Source organism: Pseudomonas sp. 2(2015) (assembly GCF_000955865.1).
Classification (GTDB): domain Bacteria; phylum Pseudomonadota; class Gammaproteobacteria; order Pseudomonadales; family Pseudomonadaceae; genus Aquipseudomonas.
Window position 1 is genome coordinate 288,977 of record NZ_JYOF01000001.1, and the last position, 19,973, is coordinate 308,949.

Sequence of the window (19,973 nt, forward strand, 5' to 3'; positions counted from 1 at the left end):
TTTATTTTGCCTGGGAATAACCGACGAACTGCACTCAGCGCGCTTTCGGCGTGGCCACCTTGTCGCGCAGGTACACAGGTTGCGCGAGGTCGGCGGCAATCGCCTCGCCGCGCTGCCAGGCGAAGGTCGCCAGGCTCAGCAGGTCCTGGGCATGGGGCAGCAGGCTGGCGTCCTGGCCGCAGGCCTTGACCGCCAGGCGCTCGGCATAGCCCCAGCCAGTGCCCGCGCCAAACCAGTCGCCGCTGGCACCCTCGGGCAAGGCCACCTGCTCCGGTGGCAGCACCGCCTCCTTACCCTGCAGGCGCATTTCGCCGTCCACGTTGCGATAGCAGCCCCAGTAGACCTCGTCCATGCGCGCATCGATCGCCGCCGCCACTTGCTGCACGCCCTGCTCACGCATCGCGCGCTGGGCCAGCACGGCCAGGTTGGACACCGGCAGTACCGGCCGCTCCAGGGCGAAGGCCAGGCCCTGGACCACGCCAATGGCAATGCGCACGCCAGTGAAGGCGCCCGGGCCACGACCGAAGGCGATGGCATCGAGCTGTTGCAGGGTGACGCCGGCATCGGCCAGCAGTTGCTGGATCATCGGCAGCAGCTTCTGCGCGTGCAGGCGCGGGATCACCTCATAGTGGCTGGAAACCTTGCCATCATGCAGCAAGGCAACGGAGCAGGCTTCGGTGGCGGTGTCGAGGGCCAGCAAGGTGGTCATCGGGGGTTCCAGGGGCAAGAAAAAAGAGCAGCATTATAAACAACAACGGCCCGCAAGCGGGCCGTTGTCTGCACTACCGAGCGTCGATCAGCTCAGTGCGGCCAGGACCTTGGCGGTGATCGCGTCAACCGAGCCCACGCCTTCGATATGCGCGTACTTCGGCTTGCCAGCGTTGGCAGCCGAGAGCTTCTGGTAGAAGTCTACCAGCGGCTTGGTCTGGTCGTGGTAGACCGACAGGCGATGACGCACGGTTTCTTCGGTGTCGTCTTTGCGCTGCACCAGCGCTTCGCCGGTTTCGTCGTCCTTGCCTTCAACCTTTGGCGGGTTGTAGACAACGTGGTAAACGCGGCCCGAACCTTCGTGCACACGGCGGCCAGCGATACGCTGAACGATTTCTTCGTCTTCGACAGCGATTTCGACCACGGCGTCCAGCTCGACGCCAGCAGTCACCAGGGCTTCAGCCTGAGGAATGGTGCGCGGGAAGCCGTCGAACAGGAAGCCGTTGGCGCAGTCAGGCTGGGCAATACGGTCCTTGACCAGGTTGATGATCAGCTCGTCGGAGACCAGCTTGCCAGCGTCCATGATCGCCTTGGCTTCCAGGCCCAGCGGGGTGCCGGCCTTGACCGCGGCGCGCAGCATGTCGCCAGTGGAAATCTGTGGAATACCGAACTTTTCGGTGATGAACTTTGCCTGAGTACCTTTACCGGCCCCGGGAGCTCCCAGCAGAATTACGCGCATCTTGTGCTCCTCATTTTTTTGTAAGCAAATCAGTGGGTTTGCCACGCAGGGCCAATCCCGAAATTTGGGTGATGATCGTAATTTCGATCAAAAGGCTGCTCAAGATACACAGCGCCCGCAAGCCACACAAGCGCTCGAAAGTCGGAAAAACCCACGCACTGTGGCCACTTGCAGCACAGGTTGCGCCGAGCGCAACCTGTTGCTTTACAAGCATTCTGCCCTTCCTGGGCAAACCCTCGGCAAAGCGTTTTGCCAACTCAGCCGGTATTGCGCAAACCTGCCGCGATGCCGGCCACGGTGACCAGCAAGGCCTGCTCCAACGGGCTGTCCAGAGCGGCTTCACGCCCACGCGAGCGCGCCAGCAGCTCAGCCTGCAATAGATGCAGCGGGTCCAGATAGGTGTTGCGCAAGCGGATGAATTCCAGGGTTTCGGGGCTGTGCGCCAGTAGCACCGGCTGCCCGGTCAGCCCCAACACCACCTCGCACGCCTGCGACAATAGGTCGCGCAAATGTGCACCCAAAGGTCGCAGTTCTGGTTGCACCAGACGTTCGTCGTAGGAGCGGGCGATATCGGCATCGGCCTTGGCCAGAACCATCTCCAGCATGTCGATACGTGTGCGGAAAAACGGCCACTGCTCGCGCATCTCGGCCAGCAACGGCCCCTGGCCGCGAGCCAGGGCGTTGTTCAATGCCGCTTCCCAGCCGAGCCAGGCCGGCAGCATCAGGCGGGTCTGGGTCCAGCCGAAAATCCACGGGATCGCCCGCAGGCTTTCGATGCCACCGGCGCGGCGCTTGGCCGGGCGGCTGCCCAGCGGCAGGCGGCCGAGTTCCTGTTCGGGGGTGGACTGGCGGAAGTACTCGACGAACTCGGGGTTCTCGCGCACCACGCCGCGATAGGCCTTGACGCCGTCGGCAGCCAACTGGTCCATCAGCGCGCGCCAGGCCGGTTGTGGCGGCGGCGGTGGCAGCAGGGTCGCTTCGAGCACCGCCGCCAGGTAGAGGTTCAGGTTCTGCTCGGCGATGTCCGGCAAGCCGAATTTGAAGCGGATCATCTCGCCCTGCTCGGTAGTGCGCAAGCGCCCGGCCACCGAACCCGGCGGCTGCGACAGGATCGCCGCGTGGGCCGGGCCGCCGCCACGCCCGACGGTACCGCCACGGCCGTGGAACAACAGCAGTTCGACCTGCTGCTCGCGGCAGATGCGCACCAGGGTTTCCTGGGCGCGGTACTGGGCCCAGGCCGCGGCCGTGGTGCCGGCATCCTTGGCCGAATCGGAATAGCCGATCATCACCTCCTGCGGGCCGTGCAGGCCGGCGCGATACCCCGGCAAGCCCAGCAGGCGCTCCATCACCGGCCCGGCGTTGTCCAGGTCAGCGAGGGTTTCAAACAACGGCACCACGCGCATCGGCCGCAGCACGCCGGCCTCTTTAAGCAGCAACTGCACCGCCAGCACATCGGAAGCGGCGCCGGCCATGGAGATCACATAGGAGCCCAGCGAAGCTGCCGGTGCAGCGGCAATCTCGCGGCAGGTGGCGAGCACTTCGGCGGTGTCGGCCTGGGGCCTGAAGTAGCTGGGCAGCAGTGGCCGCCGGCTGTTGAGTTCCTGCTGCAGGAAGGCCACACGCGCGTCTTCATCCCACTCGGCATAGCGGCCAAGGCCCAGGTATTCGGTGATTTCACTCAGCGCCGAGGTATGCCGGGCGGCGTCCTGGCGCACGTCCAGACGCACCAGAAACAGGCCGAAGGTCACCGCCCGACGCAGGCAGTCGAGCAGTGGGCCATCGGCAATCACGCCCATGCCGCAAGCATGCAGTGATTCGAAGCACAGCTGCAGCGGCTCGAACAGTTCACGGTTGTCCTGCAGCACTTCAGCGGCCGGCGCTTGCGCCGTGGTCAGCGCGGCATGGGCCCAGGCGCGGGTGACCCGCAGGCGCTCACGCAATTGCTTGAGCACGGCGCGATAAGGCTCGGCCGACTCGCCCACCTTGGCCCTCAGCGCTTCGCTGGCCTGCTGCATCGACAGTTCGGCGGCCAGGGCATCGATATCGCGTAAAAACAGGTCAGCGGCCATCCAGCGCGCCAGCAACAGCACTTCACGGGTCACCGGCGCAGTGACATTGGGGTTGCCGTCACGGTCGCCGCCCATCCACGAGGCAAAGCGGATCGGCGCCGCCTCCAGCGGCAGGCGCAGGCCGGTGGCCTGGTGCAGGGCCTTGTCGACCTTGCGCAAGTGGTGTGGCACCGCTTGCCATAGCGAATGCTCAATCACCGCAAAGCCCCATTTGGCTTCGTCTACCGGGGTTGGCCGGGTGCGGCGGATTTCTTCGGTGTGCCAGGCTTCGGCGATCAGCCGCTGCAGGCGTTCGCGGATCTGCTCGCGTTCGGCGGGGGTCAGGTCGCGGTGATCCTGGGCAGCCAGTTGCGCGGCAATCGCGTCGTACTTCTGGATCAAGGTGCGCCGCGCCACCTCGGTCGGGTGGGCGGTAAGCACCAGTTCGATGCTGAGCTTGCCCAACTGCCGGGCCAGGGCATCGTCGCTGTGGCCGGCGGCCTTGAGCCGCGCCAGCAGTTCGGGCAGCACCCGCGCTTCGAAAGGTTCGGCCTGGCCGGCGTCGCGGCGGCGGATCAGCTGATACTGCTCGGCGATGTTGGCCAGGTTGAGAAACTGGTTGAAGGCCCGCGCCACCGGCAACAGCTGGTCTTCGGCGAGGTCATTGAGGGTCGAGCTCAGTTGCTCGGCGCTACCGCTGCGGTCGGCCTTGGCACTGCGGCGTATGTCCTCGATGGTCTGCAAAAACGCTTCGCCGTGCTGCTCGCGCACGGTATCGCCCAACAACTCGCCCAACAAATGAACATCTTCACGCAAGCGCACATCGATATCAGTCATCAGCCATGTCTCCGGCATTCGGGAAAACCGCTCTGGGTCCAGAGTGCCCCAGTAGCGCCCGGGCTTCAAGGCAGGGCCATGGCTGGGCCACAGGGTGAACTACGCTCAACACAGGCACACAGGAGACCATCATGAAAATCCGTGATCTTGCCCAGCATTGGGAACAGCACGCCAAAGGCTCGCTGAGCCCCACCGGCCATGTCCTGCACCTGGACATGGAAGCGGCGGCGCGCCTGGCGGCCCTGGCCGAGATGTACCCCAAGCGCCAACCCGAAGAACTGCTCGGCGAACTGCTCGGGGCTGCGCTTGAAGAGCTGGAAGCGAGCTTTCCGTATGTTCGGGGCGCGCAGGTGATCGCCACCGACGAAGAGGGTGACCCGCTGTATCAGGACATCGGTCCAACCCCGCGGTTTCTTGCCCTTTCACGCCGCTACCTGCACGAGATGAGCAACCCCAAAGAAGCCGGCAAGCCTTGATCAACCCCGCCTCCATCCGCGCTGCGAGCGCCCGCGCAGGCGCTCGCGTACCGCCGGCACGCCTGAAAGTTCAACGAAAAACCCACTGACCGATCAGTCAGAAAAAACCGCGAACAAGCGGCACTTTTTTCTGAACTATTCAAAAAACGCTTCGGTCACAGCCAATAGCCATCACGGCAAAACCCTTTCAGAACCGGGTCAGAGCAGTCCCGTAGCTGACGGGTCTCGCCGATGGACTGTTACGGAATTCGTTGTTCATCAGGAGTGATCCAATGGAGTTGACCACCATGAAGACCCGCACCGCAAACACCCCGTCCACTCACCTGCGCGGGCTCAAGCTGGCCGCGCTGGCACTGGGCAGCAGCCTGGTCCTGGCCGGCTGTGCCGGCAACCCACCTACCGAGCAGTACGCTGTCACGCAATCGGCGGTCAATTCCGCTGTCAGCGCCGGCGGTACCGAGTTTGCCGCCGTCGAGATGAAGGCTGCGCAGGACAAGCTCAAACAGGCGGAAATCGCCATGCACGACAAGAAGTACGACGACGCCAAGCGCCTGGCCGAGCAGGCCGAGTGGGACGCCCGCGTCGCCGAGCGCAAGGCACAGGCCGCCAAGGCCGAGAAAGCCGTACAGGATGCCCGCCAGGGCGTTCAGGACCTGCGTGAGGAAGGCATGCGCAGCGTCGAATGACGCCCGCCCACCGACCCGTGCATTCGTAATCGATCAAAGGATGAACCATTATGCGTAAACACGTGATGATCCCCGCCCTTCTGGCCCTGAGCGTTGGCCTGGCCGCCTGCTCGACGCAGCCGAACGCCAACCTGGAATCGGCCCGGACCAACTTCTCGGCCCTGCAGAGCAACCCGCAGGCCGCCAAGGTCGCGGCCCTTGAAACCAAGGACGCCCAGGACTGGCTGAACAAGGCCGACAAAGCCTACATGGACAAGGAAGACTCGAAAAAAGTCGACCAGCTTGCCTACCTGACCAACCAGCGGGTTGAAGTGGCCAAGCAGACCATTGCCCTGCGCACTGCCGAAGGCAACCTGAAAAACGCTGCCGCCCAGCGTGCCCAGGCGCGCCTGGATGCCCGTGATGCGCAGATCAAGAAGCTGCAGGACAGCCTCAACGCCAAGCAGACCGACCGCGGCACCCTGGTGACCTTTGGCGACGTGCTGTTCGACTTCGACAAGGCCACGCTCAAGAGCAGCGCCTACCCGAACATCACCAAGCTGGCGCAGTTCCTCCAGGAGAACCCTGACCGCAAGGTGATCGTCGAGGGCTACACCGACAGCAAGGGCAGCGCCAACTACAACCAGTCGCTGTCCGAGCGCCGCGCCGCGGCCGTGCGCATGGCGCTGGTACGTGCCGGTGTAGATCCGGCGCGCATCGTCGCCCAGGGCTACGGCAAGGAGTATCCGGTGGCCGACAACACCAGCAACTCGGGTCGCGCGCAGAACCGTCGGGTGGAAGTGACCATTTCCAACGACAACCAGCCGGTGGCGCCGCGTTCGGTCAGCCAGCTGAATTGATGGTTGCTGTGCAGTAACAAAAATCCCGCCGAGTCTGGCGGGATTTTTGTTTGTGTGGCCGGCGATTGGGCTGCAAAGCAGCCTCAGGGCTTACTGGACTTCTTGTGGGGTTTCCTGACCCAGGCAACGCACCGCCTGCTTCTTGTTGTTGACCAGCACACCCGTCAGGCCTTTTTGCGCGGTATCGAACAACACCAGCACGCCATCGACGCACTGCGCCACCTGGTTGGCCGGCTGCAGGGAGATCTTGTAGTCCTCGCCTGGGATGGTCTTGAGCATGGTGAAGTCGGACAGCAGCAAGGCATCCTCGGGCTTGGCGAAATGCAGGTAACCGTAGTACCACAGGGCCGCGACGGTACCGATGATGCTGCAGACTCCGGTAATGATCAGCGGGATGGCGTTGCGTTCTTCACTCATTGCGACTTCTCGTCAGGGTAGTTGGGGACTTCGGCCAGGCGCCGCAGCCCGTTGAAATGCATCGGGTCGTCCAGAAAGCGCAACATGACCTGGCGCCAGGTCTTGTCGGCAAAGGTCTGCACATGCCCGCCACGGGTCAGCTGCAACACCCTCGGGGGCGGCGCAGCCTGATACAACTGCAGGCCGTTGACCAGCGGCACGATGGGGTCGTCGATGCTGTGGAAGAACAGCTTGGGCGGGGCCTTGATCTGCGCGATCGAATGGATCGCACTGTCGCCATCGGGCACCAGCCACGACAAAGGCACCTGCAGCGGCCAGGTCAACCACGAATTGCTCAGGGCAAAGCGCCCGACCTGACGGTAGCTGGCCGGTACGCCATCGAAAACCATGGCCTTGAAGCGCTCGGCCTGGCGCGGATGCTCGGCCAGGTAATGGATAGCCATTGAGCCGCCCAGGCTCTGGCCCAGCAGGATCTGCGGCTTGCCCTGCACCTCGGGGGCCTGGTCCAGCCAGGCCAGCGCCGCGGCGATGTCCTGGTAGACCTCCGGCAGCCCGGGCTTGCCCTGCGACAGGCCGTAGCCGCGGTAGTCGAGCAACAGCACCTGATAACCCTGCTCCGGCAACCACCAGCTGCCGCCCAGATGCCAGGCCAGGTTGCCGCCATTGCCATGCAGGTGCAGCACCGTGCCCTTGACCTCGACACCGGCCTTGGCCGGCAGCCACCAGCCATGCAGGCGGGTGCCGTCGGCGGCGGTCAGGGTCACGTCGCGGTACGCGAGTTTGGCTTTCTCGGGGGTGAACGGCTGGCCAGGCTCGGGATAGAACAACAGCGAACTGCAACCGCCCAGACTCAGCAGCACCAGCAGCAGGCCCAGATGCCTGCGCCATGCTTCAGAGAATGTTCGAGTAATCGGCTTCAATCCGGTCCAGGCTCAGGTGGTTGAGGAAGTTGGAGAAACACATCCAGGCCGACAACGCGTTGAGGTCGCGAAACTGCTCAGGCAGGTACTTGGGCGGTTCCACCAGGCCTTCATCGACCAGTTGGCGCAAGGTGCGCATGTCTTCAAGGGTGGTCTTGCCGCAGAACAACAAGGGGATCTGTTCGAGCTTGCCCTTGCGCACGGCCAACTGAATATAGTTGTAAACCATGATAAAGCCCTTGAGATAGGACAAGTCCTTGGTAAACGGCAAACCATTGGGCACCGAGCCACGGAACACCCGGCTGGCGTTGCCGTAGCTCTCGGCCATCTCGAAGCCCTGGGCGCGGAAAAACTCATACACCTGCATGAAGTCGGCGCCCTCCTCGACCATATGGATGGCGCGGGTGCGGTTGGTCAGCTTGCGCAGGCGGCTGGGGTAGGAGGCGAAGGCGATCACTTCCATGAGGATCGCCAGGCCTTCCTGGGTCACGGTCGACGAGGGCGGGCCCTTGGCCAGGAAGGTGCAGATCGGCTGGTTGAGACCGTTGAGGGTGGTGCCGACGTGCACCAGGCCTTCGTGAACCTCCAGCGCGCGCACATCGCGGCTGTTGAACATGGCGTCGGCGCGGATCTTGATGTAGTCGGCGCCAGCGGCGGCGTCGGCGACGATACCGTCGGACTCGAACACGCGGATGGTGTCTTCGGCCTCGTTGAACACCTTGTTCAGGCGGCCCTGGAGCATCTCCACGGCCTGCTTGGCGGTGAGGTTCTTCGGCTCGTCCTTGAGGTCGCCACGGCCGTCGATGTTGTTCAGGTAGTCCGAGAGCATCAGGCCGAGGTCGGCCAGGGTCGGGTCACCGGCATGGAAGGCATCGGAGGCGGCGCCGTACAGTTCCTGGGAGATCAGGCCGAAATCCTCGGTGCCGCGCGCTTCGAGCATGCGCACCACCATGCGGTATTCCTTGCACATGCGCCGCATGATCTGCCCGACCGGGTTGAACTGGCCAAGCTGGCGGGTGATGTCGCGCTCGATGTTCTGGAACTCGAGCTTGACTGCCGCCGAGTCGAACGACAGCGGCCGGCCCTGGTAGTAGGCGCGGTCTACCGCTGGCAGCTCCTTGCCCTTGGCCTTGAGGAAACCCTGGCGGATATTGTCGTCCCACTTCACCGCATCGAGCACGCGAATGGGCGTTTGCGCCAGGACAATGCGATCAGACAGGGCACGTATCGTCTGCTGGTACTCGTCCACCCTACACTCCTTGAATTGCGCTGATTACTTGCCGGCCCGCTTGAAGCGCGCCACTTCGATGAACAGGTCGGAGTTGGCCGGGTCGTCCAGGTAAGCCAGGACGCGCTCGGCCGGGCTGTCGATTAGAACCCCTTCGCCGTTTTCTTCGGGCACCTCGATGCTGCGGCCGCTGAGTTCTTTCTTCTGCACGGCCTGGTTGACCTGCTCGACATCAAGGTTGTAGACCACCAGTTCCTTGTTATCGAGCACTTCAAAGCCGCCGATCAGGAAGTTGCCGCCCAGGCGCTTGGGCACGCCGGCCGAGAGGTACCAGCGATTGCCGTGCTGGGACACGGTGAAGGCGTACTCGTCGCGCTTCTTGTTCTTGCCGATGGCCACTGCCTTGTAGGCGTTGCCACCGCTGCGGCTGATCTGCAGGGTCAGCGGCTCGCCCCAGGCGTCCTTGCTGGTCCAGGTGCCGAGCAGGGCCTTGGGCGCAGGTTTGTTGCCCGGAATCGGCTCGTTGAAGGTGACCAGACAACCGCCAAGCAGCAAGAACGACAATGCCAACAGCAGGGTTCTGGCTTTCATCAACCTCTCCTTGAAATAGGTTCGCGCCTTACACCGACGCCAAGACCAGATGCAGGTACCGGGTAAGAATAGCGAGCATCGGCGCTTCAGCCTGGGCTTGTTCAGCGTCGAGCAGGCCCTGATATTCCATCTGCTCGATAATCGCCGTCAACACCAGGGCATCCTGTTGTGGCTGACACGAGCCTACCACCTGCAGCATCTGCACGGCGCCGCGCAGCAGAATCTGCTCGTGCAGCTTGACCAGCTCGGCCAGGCGCGGGCACAGCAGCGCCTCCTGGCGAAAGGCCTGCTCGGCCATCAGAAAGTCGCGGCGGTTATGCAATTGGCGCTGCACATAGTCGGTGGTCATCTTCGCCACTTCGTCGGCCAGGCGCGCCCGCCACTGCGGGCTGCCATCGCCCTGGGAGAGCAACTGGCGCAGCACCACCTCGGTGTTCTCCCAGAGCTTGGCCATGTAGGCCGCGCTGCGTTCGACATACTGGGCGAAGGTGTCGGTGAGCAGGTCTTCGATGTCCTTGAAGTAATAGGTAGTCGCCGACAGCGGCACGCCGGCCTCGGCTGCCACCGCGCGGTGGCGCACGCCGCGCACGCCATCACGCACGACGATGCGCATGGCCGCGTCGAGGATCTGCTGGCGGCGCTGCTCGCTGCCTTCGCGGCTGGCCTTGCGGCCCTGGTACTGCACGCTTTCGGCCACCGCTGTAGCCACGCAGGCGGCGCCTTGTTGAGTCATTGCAGGAGTCACTGCTGGTCTACCCCAAACGTTGGATCCGATCGATGAATTTCTTCCAGGCATGAAAAAGCCGCCCCGGAAGGCGGCTTGTTCAGTTCGCTCAGGCCTGTGGGCGCATGTGCGGGAACAGGATGACGTCGCGAATCGATGGCGAGTTGGTCAGCAGCATCACCAGACGGTCGATGCCGATGCCTTCACCGGCGGTTGGCGGCATGCCGTATTCCAAGGCACGGACGAAGTCGGCATCGTAGTGCATGGCTTCGTCGTCACCGGCGTCTTTCTCGGCCACCTGGGCCATGAAGCGCTCGGCCTGGTCTTCGGCATCGTTGAGCTCGGAGTAGGCGTTGGCGATTTCACGGCCACCGATGAACAGCTCGAAGCGGTCGGTGACGTTCGGGTTGTCGTCGTTGCGACGGGCCAGCGGCGAGACTTCGAACGGGTACTGGGTGATGAAGTGCGGCTGCTCGAGCTTGTGCTCGACCAGCTCTTCGAAAATCATCACCTGCAGCTTGCCCAGGCCTTCGAAGCCGAGCACCTTGGCGCCGGCTTTCTTGGCGATCTCACGGGCCTTGTCGATGTCCTGCAGGTCGGCGGCGCTGATCTCGGGGTTGTACTTGAGGATCGAGTCGAACACCGACAGGCGCACGAACGGCTCGCCGAAGTGGAACACCTTGTCGCCGTACGGCACGTCGGTGCTGCCCAGAACCAGCTGGGCCAGTTCGCGGAACAGCTCCTCGGTGAGGTCCATGTTGTCTTCGTAGTCGGCGTGGGCCTGGTAGAACTCGAGCATGGTGAACTCGGGGTTGTGCCGGGTCGAAACGCCTTCGTTACGGAAGTTGCGGTTGATCTCGAAGACCTTCTCGAAACCACCGACCACCAGGCGCTTGAGGTACAGCTCCGGGGCGATGCGCAGGAACATCTGCATGTCCAGGGCATTGTGGTGGGTTTCGAACGGCTTGGCTGCGGCGCCACCAGGAATGGTCTGCAGCATTGGCGTCTCGACTTCGAGGAAGTCGCGGGCCATCAGGAAGTTGCGGATGTGGGCGATGACCTGCGAGCGAACGCGGAAGGTGTGGCGGGTTTCATCGTTGACCATCAGGTCGACGTAGCGCTGGCGGTAGCGCTGCTCGGTGTCGGTCAGGCCGTGGTGCTTGTCCGGCAGCGGGCGCAGCGACTTGGTCAGCAGGCGCACGCTGGTCATTTCGACGTACAGGTCGCCCTTGCCGGAGCGCGCCAGGGTACCTTCGGCGGCGATGATGTCGCCCAGGTCCCAGGTCTTGACCGCGGCCAGGGTTTCTTCCGGCAGGGTCTTGCGGTTGACGTAGACCTGGATGCGCCCGGTCATGTCCTGGATCACCATGAACGAGCCACGGTTGAGCATGATGCGCCCGGCAACCTTGACCGGAATCGCTGCTGCTTCCAGCTCTTCCTTGGTCTTGTCGACATACTGTTTCTGCAGGTCGTTGCAGTAGCTGTCACGGCGGAAGTCGTTGGGGAAGGCGTTACCCTTGGCGCGCTCGGCAGCAAGTTTTTCCTTGCGCAGCGCGATCAGGTTGTTTTCTTCCTGTTGCAGGTCTTGCGATTCGGTCTTCAGGTCGCTCATGTCGTCATTCTTTCCATCAGGTATTCGTTGCCCTTTTCGGGCAGGGCGCGCGATGCCGGCGGGCGGCCGGGCATCGCGGCGGTGGTGTGCGGCTTACAGCCCCTGCTTGAGGCTCGCTTCCAGGTACTGGTCGAGGTCGCCGTCCAGCACCTTCTGGCAGTCGCTGCGCTCGACGCCGGTACGCAGGTCCTTGATACGCGAGTCATCCAGCACGTACGAACGGATCTGGTGGCCCCAGCCGATGTCCGACTTGCTGTCTTCCAGTGCCTGCGAGGCGGCGTTGCGCTTCTGCATTTCCAGCTCGTACAACTTGGCCCGCAGCATTTTCATGGCGGTGTCCTTGTTGGCGTGCTGGGAGCGTTCGTTCTGGCAGGCCACCACGGTGTTGGTCGGCACGTGGGTGATACGTACTGCCGAGTCGGTGGTGTTTACGTGCTGGCCACCGGCGCCCGAGGAGCGGTAGGTGTCGACGCGCAGGTCGGACGGGTTGATGTCGATTTCGACCTTGTCGTCGATCTCGGGCGACACGAACACCGCCGAGAACGAGGTGTGGCGACGGGCGCCGGAGTCGAACGGGCTCTTGCGCACCAGGCGGTGCACGCCGATCTCGGTACGCAGCCAGCCAAAGGCGTACTCGCCCTTGATGTGCACGGTGGCACCCTTGATGCCGGCGACTTCACCCTCGGAAAGCTCGATGATGGTGGCGTCGAAACCGCGCTTGTCGGCCCAGCGCAGGTACATGCGCAGGAGGATGTTGGCCCAGTCCTGCGCTTCGGTACCACCGGAGCCGGCCTGGATGTCCAGGTAGGCGTTGTTCATGTCCATCTCGCCGCTGAACATGCGACGGAACTCAAGCTGTGCCAGGCTTTCTTCCAGACCTTGCAGCTCGGTCACGACGTCGCTCGCGGCGCCTTCGTCATTTTCCTCGACGGCCATGTCGAGCAGGTCCTGGCAGTCGGCCAGGCCACCGGACATCTTGTCCAGGGTCTCGACGACCTGCGCCAGCATGGCACGTTCGCGGCCCAGGGCCTGAGCGTACTCGGGCTTGTTCCAGACGTTCGGGTCTTCGAGCTCGCGGTTGACTTCGATCAGGCGGTCATGCTTTTGATCGTAGTCAAAGATACCCCCGAATGGACTCGGAGCGCTCGGTGAGGTCCTTGATGGTGTTCAGGATCGGTTGGATTTCCATGGGCGGGCAGCTCTCGTGCGTATTCTGTAGAAAAGCCGGAGAGTATAGCGGAGTTACAGCTTCAAGCGGCAAGCTACAAGCGACAAGAGGCCGGAGAAAAACCCGGCGCCAGGTTTTTTCTTGCAGCTTGAAGCTTGCCGCTTGTAGCTACCGTCAATCCACCCCGACCTGGTTACGGCCGTTGTTCTTGGCCAGGTACAGGCCTTTGTCCGCTGCCGAAATCAGTTGCCGGCAATGGCTGCCGATACCCGGGGTAAGGGTCGCCAGGCCGATACTCACGGTGAGCACCGAGTCGGCGTTGGGCATGGTGTGGGCGATGTTCATCGCCGCCACGGTCTGGCGCAGTTTTTCCGCCACCAGGCGGGCGCCACCCGGCGAGGTGTTGGGCAGCACCAGGGCGAATTCCTCGCCACCGTAACGGGCCGGCAGGTCGCTGGGGCGGGCGCAGGAGGCGCGAATGGCTTCGGCGACCTTGCGCAGCGCTTCGTCACCGGCCAGGTGGCCGAAGGTGTCGTTGAACGACTTGAAATAGTCGACATCGATCATCAGCAACGACAACTGCGCCTGTTCGCGCATGGCCCGGCGCCATTCCAGCTCCAGGTACTCGTCGAAGTGGCGACGGTTGGAAAGCCCCGTGAGGCCGTCGGAGTTCATCAGCCGCTGCAGCACCAGGTTGGTGTCGAGCAACTGCTGCTGGCTGACGCGCAGGGCGCGGTAGGCCTCGTCGCGCTGCAGCAGGGTCAGGTAGGAGCGCGAGTGGTAGCGGATACGCGCCACCAGCTCGATGTTGTCCGGCAGCTTCACCAGGTAGTCGTTGGCCCCGGCGGCAAAGGCGGCGCTCTTGACCAGCGGGTCCTCCTTGGTCGACAGGACGATGATCGGGATGTCCTGGGTGGCCGGGTTGTTGCGGTATTCGCGCACCAGGGTCAGGCCGTCAAGGCCGGGCATGATCAGGTCCTGGAGAATCACCGTGGGCTTGATGCGCACAGCCTGGGCCACCGCCTGGTGCGGGTCGGCGCAGAAGTGGAAATCGATGTTCTCTTCGTGAGCCAGGCCACGCCGCACCGCTTCGCCGATCATTGCCTGATCGTCGACCAAGAGGACCATTGCCGAATTTTCATTCATGGTCGGAAAACCGTCGAGCGGTAAATCATTCATGCGCTGTCACCTGGTCACTGCCGGCCAGCCGGCGTGGCTCAATACATATCGTCATTTTGGAAAAATTTCCATCAATCGCGCGGCGATTCGCTCCAGAGGGCGAATTTCGACGGCGGCGTCTATCGCGGCGGCTGCCTTGGGCATGCCGTACACCGCGCTGCTCTGCTGATCCTGGGCGATGGTCAGAAAGCCCTGTTGGCGCATCAGCTTCAGGCCCTGGGCGCCATCGCGCCCCATGCCGGTGAGCAGTACGCCGACCGCGTCGCCGCGCCAGTAGCGGGCCACGCTTTCAAAAAATACGTCGATCGAGGGCCGGTAGATTTCGTTTACCGGCTCAGCGGTATAGGCCAGGTTGCCGTTCTTGAGCAGGCGAATGTGGTGGTTGGTGCCGGCCAGCAGCACCTGCCCCGGTTGCGGCGGCTCGCCTTCGCTGGCCAGGCGCACCGCCAGGCCCGAGGCGCTGCTGAGCCATTCGGCCATGCCGGCGGCGAACACCTGGTCAACGTGCTGGACCAGCACGATGGCCGCCGGAAAACTGCGCGGCAAGCCCTTGAGCAGCACTTCCAGGGCCGCCGGGCCGCCCGCCGAAGAGCCAATGGCAACCAGGCCCTGGCGCTGCGCGGCTTCTCGCACCGGCGCCGCCATGGCCCGGGTCGGGGTGCTGCGCTGCTGGCCGATCAGCCAGCCGATATTGAGGATCTTGCGCAGCAGCGGCGCTGCCGCTTCACGCGGATCGCCGGCGCCAAGGGCCGGAGTATCGACCACGTCAAGGGCGCCATGGCCCATGGCCTCAAACACCCGGTGGACGTTCTGCTGGCGGTCGACGGTGACGATAACGATGGCGCACGGCGTCTCGGCCATGATCCGCCGGGTGGCCTCGACGCCATCCATGACCGGCATGATCAAATCCATGAGGATCAGGTCCGGTAACTGCTCGGCACACAGCTTGACCGCATCGGCGCCATTGCTGGCGACCCAGATCACCTGATGGGCCGGTTCGAATGCCAACGCCCGGCGCAAGGCCTCCACGGCCATGGGCATATCGTTGACGATGGCGATTTTCATCCCTGCGCTCCCCCGATCAGCTCGACGACGGCGTCGAGCAAGGCATCATCGTGAAAACTGGCCTTTGCCAAATAGTAGTCGGCCCCGGCGTCCAGTCCACGGCGACGATCTTCTTCGCGGTCTTTGTACGACACCACCATCACCGGCAGCGATTGCAGGCGGCTGTCGCGCCGCAGCAGCGTGACCAGTTCGATACCGTCCATGCGCGGCATGTCGATGTCGGTGATCAGCAGGTCGAAGTCTTCGCTGCGCAAGGCGTTCCAGCCGTCCATGCCGTCGACCGCAACGGCCACTTCATAGCCCTTGTTGCTCAGCAGCTTGCGCTGCAGTTCGCGCACGGTCAGCGAGTCGTCGACCACCAGCACGCGCTTGCGCGCCGCCTCGCGCACGCTGCGCTGGCCGCGCTCGATACGCTCCAGGCGGCCGGTGCTGAGGAGTTTTTCCACCGAACGCAGCAGGTCTTCGACATCGATGATCAGCACCACCGCGCCGTCGTCGAGCAAAGCCCCGGCGGAAATATCCTGGACCTTGCCCAGGCGCGCATCCAGCGGCATCACCACCAGCACCCGTTCGCCGATCAGGCGCTCGACCGCCACGCCGTAGAGCATGTCGCGCTCGCGAATCACCACCACCTTGATGCTCTGCCCTTCGCCCTGGCTTGGCGGACGGTTGAGCAACTGACTGGCCGCAACCAGGCCGATATGCCGGCCCTCATGCCAGAAATGCTGGCGGCCCTCGATCTGCACGATGGCCTCGGCCGGCAGCTCCAGGGTGCGTTCGATATGTGCCAGCGGGAAGGCATAGGCTTCGGCGCCAACCTCGACCACCAGGCTGCGCACCACCGACAGGGTCAGCGGTACTTCGAGGTGAAAGCAACTGCCCTGGCCGCTGGTCTGGGTCAGCTCGATCGAGCCGCGCAACTGGCGAACCATGTGCTGCACGGCGTCCAGGCCGACACCGCGCCCGGACACCTCGGTAACCCGGTCACGCAGGCTGAAGCCGGGCAAAAACAGGAAGGTCAGCAGCTCGGCCTCGCTCATCTGCGCCACGGTTTCGGCCGGTGACAACTGGCGCTCGACGATGCTCTGGCGCAAGTGTGCCAAGTCGACGCCGCCGCCATCGTCGCTGATCTCAAGCACCAGCAACCCGGCCTGGTGCGAGGCACGCAGGCGGATCTGCCCTTCCAGGGGCTTGCCGGCCACCAGGCGCCGCTCGGGCGATTCGATACCGTGATCGACGGCATTGCGCAGCAGGTGGGTCAAGGGCGCTTCGAGCTTTTCCAGTACGTCGCGGTCGACCTGAGTTTTCTCGCCGTCGATGTCCAGGCGCACCTGCTTGCCCAGCGAGCGCCCGAGGTCACGAACCATGCGGCTTTGCCCGGTCAGCACATCGGCAAACGGACGCATGCGACAGGCCAGTGCGGTGTCGTAAAGCAGCTGCGCGCGCTGGCTGGCCTGCCAGCCGAACTCATCGAGATCGGAGGCTTGCTGCAACAGAATTTGCTGGGTCTCACCGAGCAGACGCTGGGCCTGGGCCAAAGCGTCCTGGACTTCGGCGCTCTGGCCGCTGCTTTCCAGTTGCTGCTTGAGGCCATCGAGGGCGCGGATACTTTGCCCGTGCATGCGTTTGAGGCGCTGCAGGGTGGCCAGGTAAGGCTTGAGCCGCTGGGTTTCGACCAGCGATTTGCTCGACAGGTCGAGCAGGCTGTTCAAGCGCTCAGCCGTGACCCGCAAGACCCGCTCACCGCCCTCGGTCGTGCGTTTGCCGCTGCGCACCGGCGCGGCTTCAACCTCGGGCTCGGGGTCAACGCTTGGCAGCTCGACCGCCAGTGGTTCGGGTTCGGGCTCGGGTTCCGGCAATGGCGGCGCTGCGATCGCAGGCGCTGCTGGTGCACCAGGGTCGAGCAACGCGGCCATCTGCACCAGAAAGGTCTGCACCGCGGCATCGATACTGGCATCGCCCGGCGTGGCGATGCGCATCAGCAGGTCGGTGCCCTGCAACAGCGCATCGATATGCTCCGGGCGCAGCAGCAAGCGGCCTTCCTGGGCGCCGACCAGGCAGTCTTCCATGACATGGGCGACGCTGACCCCGGCATCGACGCCGACAATCCGCGCCGCGCCCTTGAGCGAATGGGCTGCGCGCATGCACGCTTCAAGCTGGTCGGCCTGGGTCGGGTTGCGCTCCAGCGCCAGCAGCCCGGCACTGAGCACCTGGGTCTGGGCTTCGGCCTCCAGGCTGAACAGCTCGAGCAACGAGGCGTCGCGCATTTGCTCTGGGGTCATGACAGGCTCCGGTTCACGGCAGACAGCACTTGGTCTTCATCCAGCACGCGAACACTGCGTCCGCGCCATTGCAGCACCGCTGCGGTAAAACGCGTTTCGCCCTGCTCGGCCCCCAGGCGGACGGGGTCCAGAGCATGGATGCCGTCCACTTCATCGACCTGGACCACTACCGAGCCGCCGGCAGCGGCGATGATCAGCATGCGCGGCATGATCCGCGCCGAGGTTGGCGCCGAACCCTGGGTTTCAAGGCCGAGCAGGTCGCCCAGCGACAGGCAGGGCACCAGCGCGCCACGTACATTGGCCACGCCATGCAGCACCCGCGAGCGCTGGTGTGGCAGGGAATGCACCTGCTGCAGCGGCGCAACCTCGACCAGGCAGCGGGTGGCCAGCGCCAGCCACTCCTCGCCCAGGCGAAACAGCAGCAATGAGCGGCCACTGCTGGCTTGCTCAGGCGCCTCGCTCTGCTCGTGGGCTTCCTGAGACAACGAATAGCGGTCCAGCAGGCGCGTCGCTGCAGCGGCATAGACGTCGCAGTTGCGGCAGTGAATATGTTCATCAAGCAGCGGGCAGCTCTTGTCGCCGTGTACGCCGATACGGTTCCAGCAATCGTCGATGCTGGCGGCGTCACTGGCGACCAGTTGCACGTCGTTGTCACCCATCATTGCTCAGACTCCCGGTCAGCGCGCCGTGCGGCCCGTTCCTGCAGGCGCCGGGCGCCTGCGACATCACCTTGCGAAGCCAGCAGCGCGGCCAGGTGCACCAGTGCCTCCGGATGCTGGGGGTCAAGGTACAGCGCCTTGCGGTAATGGCTCAGGGCTTCGCCGCTGTCGCCGGCGGTATCACTGAGCAAGCCCAGCCAGTAGAACACCTGGGCAGTGGGCGGATACTGCTGCAGGTAACGGGTACACGCGGCCTGGGCCTCGGTGCTGCTACCGGCATTGGCCAGTTGGGCGATCTGCGCCAGCAATTGGCTGGCCGCATCCTGCGCGGCGGGCTTCGGCGGCGGCGCAATCGGCTTGAGCTTGCGCACCGTCAGCGGCGCCGGGCGCGGCACGCTGGCCGCCGTCACCGGCACTGTCAACGGCAAAGGGATCGCCAACGGCTTGCTCGGCGGCGCCGGCTGCATTTCAGCCTGGCGTACGTAGGCAAAGGATTGGGCAATGCCCACCGGGCGCATGCCCATGCGCGCCAGCAGGCTGCCTTCGGCCGGGCCGATGAACAGCACACCTTGCTCATGGATCAGGCTTTTGAGCACCTCGAACACCCGCTGCTGGGTGGGGACGTCGAAGTAGATCAGCAGGTTGCGGCAGAACACGAAATCGTAACTGCCCTCCCGGGCCTTGAGCGCCGGATCCAGGACATTGCCGACCTGCAGCTTGACCTGCTGGCGAACCCGCTCGTCGAGGCGCTGGCCTTCGTCGCTGTCGCTGAAGTGCCGCTCGCGAAAGTCTAGGTGCGAGCCACGGAACGAGTTGCGCCCGTACAGCGCCTGTTCGGCGCGATCAATCGAATTGGGGCTGATGTCCATAGCGTCGACGCGAAAGCTGTGCCCGGCAAAGCCGCCGTCGAGCAGGGCCATGGCAATCGAATACGGCTCTTCGCCGGTCGAGCACGGCAGGCTGAGGATGCGCAGCGGGCGCATGCCACCGAGCTCGGCCAGGCGCTTGCGCGCCAGGGTCACCAGGGCGTTGAACGACTCCGGATAACGGAAGAACCAGGTTTCCGGAACGATCACCGCCTCGATCAGCGCCTGCTGCTCCTGGCTCGACTGCTGCAGGCGCAGCCAGTAGTCATCCAGGTCGCGGGCTTCGAGGGTGGCGCAGCGCTGACGCAAGGCGCGCTCGACCATCGCTGCGCCGACCGAGGCGACATCCAGGCCGATCCGATCCTGCAAAAAGCGAAAGAAGCGCTGTTCGCCACTCATGCCAGGCCCTCGTCGCTCGCCGCCAGCTCAGGCGGGAACAACAGCTGGCGCACCTCGGCGCTGAGCAGGTCCTGTACACCGATGCACTGCAGCAAACCGTGGGCATCCTCGCGCACCGGCCCCAGGTAAGGCGCCTGCTGGTTGTCCAGGCCATAGGGCTGGAACTCGGCGGGGTCGCAACGCAGGGTATCGGTGGCCTGTTCGAGGATCAGCCCCAGCCGCAAGTGCGGGCGCAACGGGTCGGCACGGTAGTGCACCAGGACCAGGCGCGTGCTGGTGCGCACCGGCGCCGGCAAACCGAAGCTCAAGGCGCCGACGTCGATCACCGGTACCAGCGCGCCACGATGCGCCAGCACCCCGGCCACCCAGGCCGGGGTCTGGGCAATGGGCTTGAGCGGCAGGCGCGGCAGCACTTCGGCGACCTCATGGGCGTCCAGGGCAAAGCGCTGGTCGCCGATGCGAAACACCAGGTACAGGGTGCCGTGGGAGGCCGCATCCTGGTTGCGGCGAGGCTGAAGGTCGTTCATCGG

The 19,973-nt window shown here is 64.3% G+C and carries 20 protein-coding genes; 3 read left to right on the forward strand and 17 right to left on the reverse strand.

Features of this window, described 5'->3' with window-relative positions; translation table 11 throughout:
• Nucleotides 1-34: 34 nt before the first annotated feature.
• The 4 genes from tsaB to ppc form a co-directional block, all read right to left on the reverse strand.
• Nucleotides 35-709 (reverse strand): tRNA (adenosine(37)-N6)-threonylcarbamoyltransferase complex dimerization subunit type 1 TsaB, encoded by a 675-nt coding sequence (gene tsaB, locus UB48_RS01425; protein ID WP_045193657.1) that lies wholly within the window; start codon nucleotides 707-709, stop codon nucleotides 35-37.
• A gap of 87 nt (nucleotides 710-796) precedes the next feature.
• Nucleotides 797-1,447 (reverse strand): adenylate kinase, encoded by a 651-nt coding sequence (gene adk, locus UB48_RS01430; protein WP_045193658.1) that lies wholly within the window; start codon nucleotides 1,445-1,447, stop codon nucleotides 797-799.
• A 10-nt stretch (nucleotides 1,448-1,457) separates the two neighbouring features.
• Nucleotides 1,458-1,661 carry a hypothetical protein gene (locus UB48_RS01435; protein WP_045193659.1) on the reverse strand — a complete coding sequence of 68 codons (204 nt, stop codon included), beginning with the start codon at nucleotides 1,659-1,661 and terminating at the stop codon, nucleotides 1,458-1,460.
• Between the two features lie 43 nt (nucleotides 1,662-1,704).
• A complete protein-coding gene (ppc, locus tag UB48_RS01440; RefSeq protein WP_045193660.1) occupies nucleotides 1,705-4,332 on the reverse strand; it encodes a phosphoenolpyruvate carboxylase in 2,628 nt (875 codons plus the stop codon).
• A 131-nt stretch (nucleotides 4,333-4,463) separates the two neighbouring features.
• On the opposite strand from ppc, the gene UB48_RS01445 reads away from it, so the two are divergent.
• The 3 genes from UB48_RS01445 (at nucleotide 4,464) to UB48_RS01455 (ending at nucleotide 6,333) form a co-directional block, all read left to right on the forward strand.
• Nucleotides 4,464-4,808 carry a hypothetical protein gene (locus UB48_RS01445; protein ID WP_045193661.1) on the forward strand — a complete coding sequence of 115 codons (345 nt, stop codon included), beginning with the start codon at nucleotides 4,464-4,466 and terminating at the stop codon, nucleotides 4,806-4,808.
• A gap of 272 nt (nucleotides 4,809-5,080) precedes the next feature.
• On the forward strand, nucleotides 5,081-5,494 hold the full coding sequence (locus UB48_RS01450; RefSeq protein ID WP_045193662.1) for a DUF4398 domain-containing protein: 414 nt from the start codon (nucleotides 5,081-5,083) through the stop codon (nucleotides 5,492-5,494).
• A gap of 50 nt (nucleotides 5,495-5,544) precedes the next feature.
• The gene (locus tag UB48_RS01455) at nucleotides 5,545-6,333 is read left to right on the forward strand and encodes an OmpA family protein (RefSeq protein WP_045193663.1); all 789 of its coding nucleotides are present in this window, start codon (nucleotides 5,545-5,547) and stop codon (nucleotides 6,331-6,333) included.
• A 90-nt stretch (nucleotides 6,334-6,423) separates the two neighbouring features.
• Here the strand turns inward: UB48_RS01455 and UB48_RS01460 are convergent, their stop codons facing one another.
• The 13 genes from UB48_RS01460 to UB48_RS01520 all read right to left on the reverse strand — a co-directional run bounded on the left by UB48_RS01460 (nucleotide 6,424) and on the right by UB48_RS01520 (nucleotide 19,970).
• Nucleotides 6,424-6,750: a hypothetical protein gene (locus UB48_RS01460; protein ID WP_010224896.1), complete on the reverse strand. Its 327-nt coding sequence runs from the start codon at nucleotides 6,748-6,750 to the stop codon at nucleotides 6,424-6,426.
• Nucleotides 6,747-7,670: an alpha/beta hydrolase gene (locus tag UB48_RS01465; protein ID WP_045193665.1), complete on the reverse strand. Its 924-nt coding sequence runs from the start codon at nucleotides 7,668-7,670 to the stop codon at nucleotides 6,747-6,749. The genes UB48_RS01460 and UB48_RS01465 overlap by 4 nt, the downstream gene beginning before the upstream one ends.
• Nucleotides 7,642-8,919: a flavohemoglobin expression-modulating QEGLA motif protein gene (locus tag UB48_RS01470; protein ID WP_045193667.1), complete on the reverse strand. Its 1,278-nt coding sequence runs from the start codon at nucleotides 8,917-8,919 to the stop codon at nucleotides 7,642-7,644. The genes UB48_RS01465 and UB48_RS01470 overlap by 29 nt, the downstream gene beginning before the upstream one ends.
• A 24-nt stretch (nucleotides 8,920-8,943) precedes the next feature.
• Nucleotides 8,944-9,489: a hypothetical protein gene (locus UB48_RS01475; RefSeq protein WP_045193668.1), complete on the reverse strand. Its 546-nt coding sequence runs from the start codon at nucleotides 9,487-9,489 to the stop codon at nucleotides 8,944-8,946.
• 28 nt (nucleotides 9,490-9,517) lie between these two features.
• Nucleotides 9,518-10,222, reverse strand: a complete 705-nt coding sequence (locus UB48_RS01480; RefSeq protein WP_045193669.1) for a TetR/AcrR family transcriptional regulator — start codon at nucleotides 10,220-10,222, stop codon at nucleotides 9,518-9,520.
• Nucleotides 10,223-10,322: 100 nt separating this feature from the next.
• Nucleotides 10,323-11,825 (reverse strand): lysine--tRNA ligase, encoded by a 1,503-nt coding sequence (gene lysS / locus UB48_RS01485; protein WP_045193670.1) that lies wholly within the window; start codon nucleotides 11,823-11,825, stop codon nucleotides 10,323-10,325.
• 93 nt (nucleotides 11,826-11,918) lie between these two features.
• A protein-coding gene (gene prfB, locus UB48_RS27650) for a peptide chain release factor 2 (protein WP_143013309.1) occupies nucleotides 11,919-13,014 on the reverse strand; the annotation gives its coding sequence in 2 pieces (ribosomal slippage) (nucleotides 11,919-12,941 and nucleotides 12,943-13,014; 1,095 coding nt in all).
• A 153-nt stretch (nucleotides 13,015-13,167) separates the two neighbouring features.
• Nucleotides 13,168-14,172 carry a PleD family two-component system response regulator gene (locus UB48_RS01495; protein ID WP_045193671.1) on the reverse strand — a complete coding sequence of 335 codons (1,005 nt, stop codon included), beginning with the start codon at nucleotides 14,170-14,172 and terminating at the stop codon, nucleotides 13,168-13,170.
• Between the two features lie 51 nt (nucleotides 14,173-14,223).
• Complete coding sequence (locus UB48_RS01500) at nucleotides 14,224-15,237, reverse strand: chemotaxis response regulator protein-glutamate methylesterase (protein ID WP_045193672.1); 1,014 nt, start codon at nucleotides 15,235-15,237, stop codon at nucleotides 14,224-14,226.
• Entirely contained in the window at nucleotides 15,234-17,519 is a 2,286-nt protein-coding gene (locus UB48_RS01505) for a hybrid sensor histidine kinase/response regulator (protein ID WP_045193674.1), read from the reverse strand. Before UB48_RS01505 ends, UB48_RS01500 begins: the two co-directional genes overlap by 4 nt.
• Nucleotides 17,516-18,181: a chemotaxis protein CheW gene (locus UB48_RS01510; RefSeq protein ID WP_045193675.1), complete on the reverse strand. Its 666-nt coding sequence runs from the start codon at nucleotides 18,179-18,181 to the stop codon at nucleotides 17,516-17,518. The genes UB48_RS01505 and UB48_RS01510 overlap by 4 nt, the downstream gene beginning before the upstream one ends.
• Nucleotides 18,178-19,443, reverse strand: a complete 1,266-nt coding sequence (locus UB48_RS01515) for a protein-glutamate O-methyltransferase CheR (RefSeq protein WP_045193677.1) — start codon at nucleotides 19,441-19,443, stop codon at nucleotides 18,178-18,180. The genes UB48_RS01510 and UB48_RS01515 overlap by 4 nt, the downstream gene beginning before the upstream one ends.
• Nucleotides 19,440-19,970 carry a chemotaxis protein CheW gene (locus UB48_RS01520; RefSeq protein ID WP_045193678.1) on the reverse strand — a complete coding sequence of 177 codons (531 nt, stop codon included), beginning with the start codon at nucleotides 19,968-19,970 and terminating at the stop codon, nucleotides 19,440-19,442. The genes UB48_RS01515 and UB48_RS01520 overlap by 4 nt, the downstream gene beginning before the upstream one ends.
• Nucleotides 19,971-19,973 lie beyond the last annotated feature (3 nt).

Excerpts from the sequence above, each read along its gene's own strand:
- UB48_RS01460 (WP_010224896.1), bottom strand. The coding sequence starts at position 6,750 with ATGAGTGAAGAACGCAACGCCATCCCGCTGATCATTACCGGAGTCTGC.
- tsaB (WP_045193657.1), bottom strand. The coding sequence starts at position 709 with ATGACCACCTTGCTGGCCCTCGACACCGCCACCGAAGCCTGCTCCGTT.
- UB48_RS01450 (WP_045193662.1), top strand. The coding sequence starts at position 5,081 with ATGGAGTTGACCACCATGAAGACCCGCACCGCAAACACCCCGTCCACT.
- UB48_RS01480 (WP_045193669.1), bottom strand. The coding sequence starts at position 10,222 with ATGACTCAACAAGGCGCCGCCTGCGTGGCTACAGCGGTGGCCGAAAGC.
- adk (WP_045193658.1), bottom strand. The coding sequence starts at position 1,447 with ATGCGCGTAATTCTGCTGGGAGCTCCCGGGGCCGGTAAAGGTACTCAG.
- UB48_RS01435 (WP_045193659.1), bottom strand. The coding sequence starts at position 1,661 with ATGCTTGTAAAGCAACAGGTTGCGCTCGGCGCAACCTGTGCTGCAAGT.
- UB48_RS01510 (WP_045193675.1), bottom strand. The coding sequence starts at position 18,181 with ATGATGGGTGACAACGACGTGCAACTGGTCGCCAGTGACGCCGCCAGC.
- UB48_RS01515 (WP_045193677.1), bottom strand. The coding sequence starts at position 19,443 with ATGAGTGGCGAACAGCGCTTCTTTCGCTTTTTGCAGGATCGGATCGGC.
- UB48_RS01505 (WP_045193674.1), bottom strand. The coding sequence starts at position 17,519 with ATGACCCCAGAGCAAATGCGCGACGCCTCGTTGCTCGAGCTGTTCAGC.
- UB48_RS01500 (WP_045193672.1), bottom strand. The coding sequence starts at position 15,237 with ATGAAAATCGCCATCGTCAACGATATGCCCATGGCCGTGGAGGCCTTG.
- UB48_RS01495 (WP_045193671.1), bottom strand. The coding sequence starts at position 14,172 with ATGAATGATTTACCGCTCGACGGTTTTCCGACCATGAATGAAAATTCG.
- UB48_RS01455 (WP_045193663.1), top strand. The coding sequence starts at position 5,545 with ATGCGTAAACACGTGATGATCCCCGCCCTTCTGGCCCTGAGCGTTGGC.
- lysS (WP_045193670.1), bottom strand. The coding sequence starts at position 11,825 with ATGAGCGACCTGAAGACCGAATCGCAAGACCTGCAACAGGAAGAAAAC.
- UB48_RS01520 (WP_045193678.1), bottom strand. The coding sequence starts at position 19,970 with ATGAACGACCTTCAGCCTCGCCGCAACCAGGATGCGGCCTCCCACGGC.
- UB48_RS01445 (WP_045193661.1), top strand. The coding sequence starts at position 4,464 with ATGAAAATCCGTGATCTTGCCCAGCATTGGGAACAGCACGCCAAAGGC.
- ppc (WP_045193660.1), bottom strand. The coding sequence starts at position 4,332 with ATGACTGATATCGATGTGCGCTTGCGTGAAGATGTTCATTTGTTGGGC.
- UB48_RS01475 (WP_045193668.1), bottom strand. The coding sequence starts at position 9,489 with ATGAAAGCCAGAACCCTGCTGTTGGCATTGTCGTTCTTGCTGCTTGGC.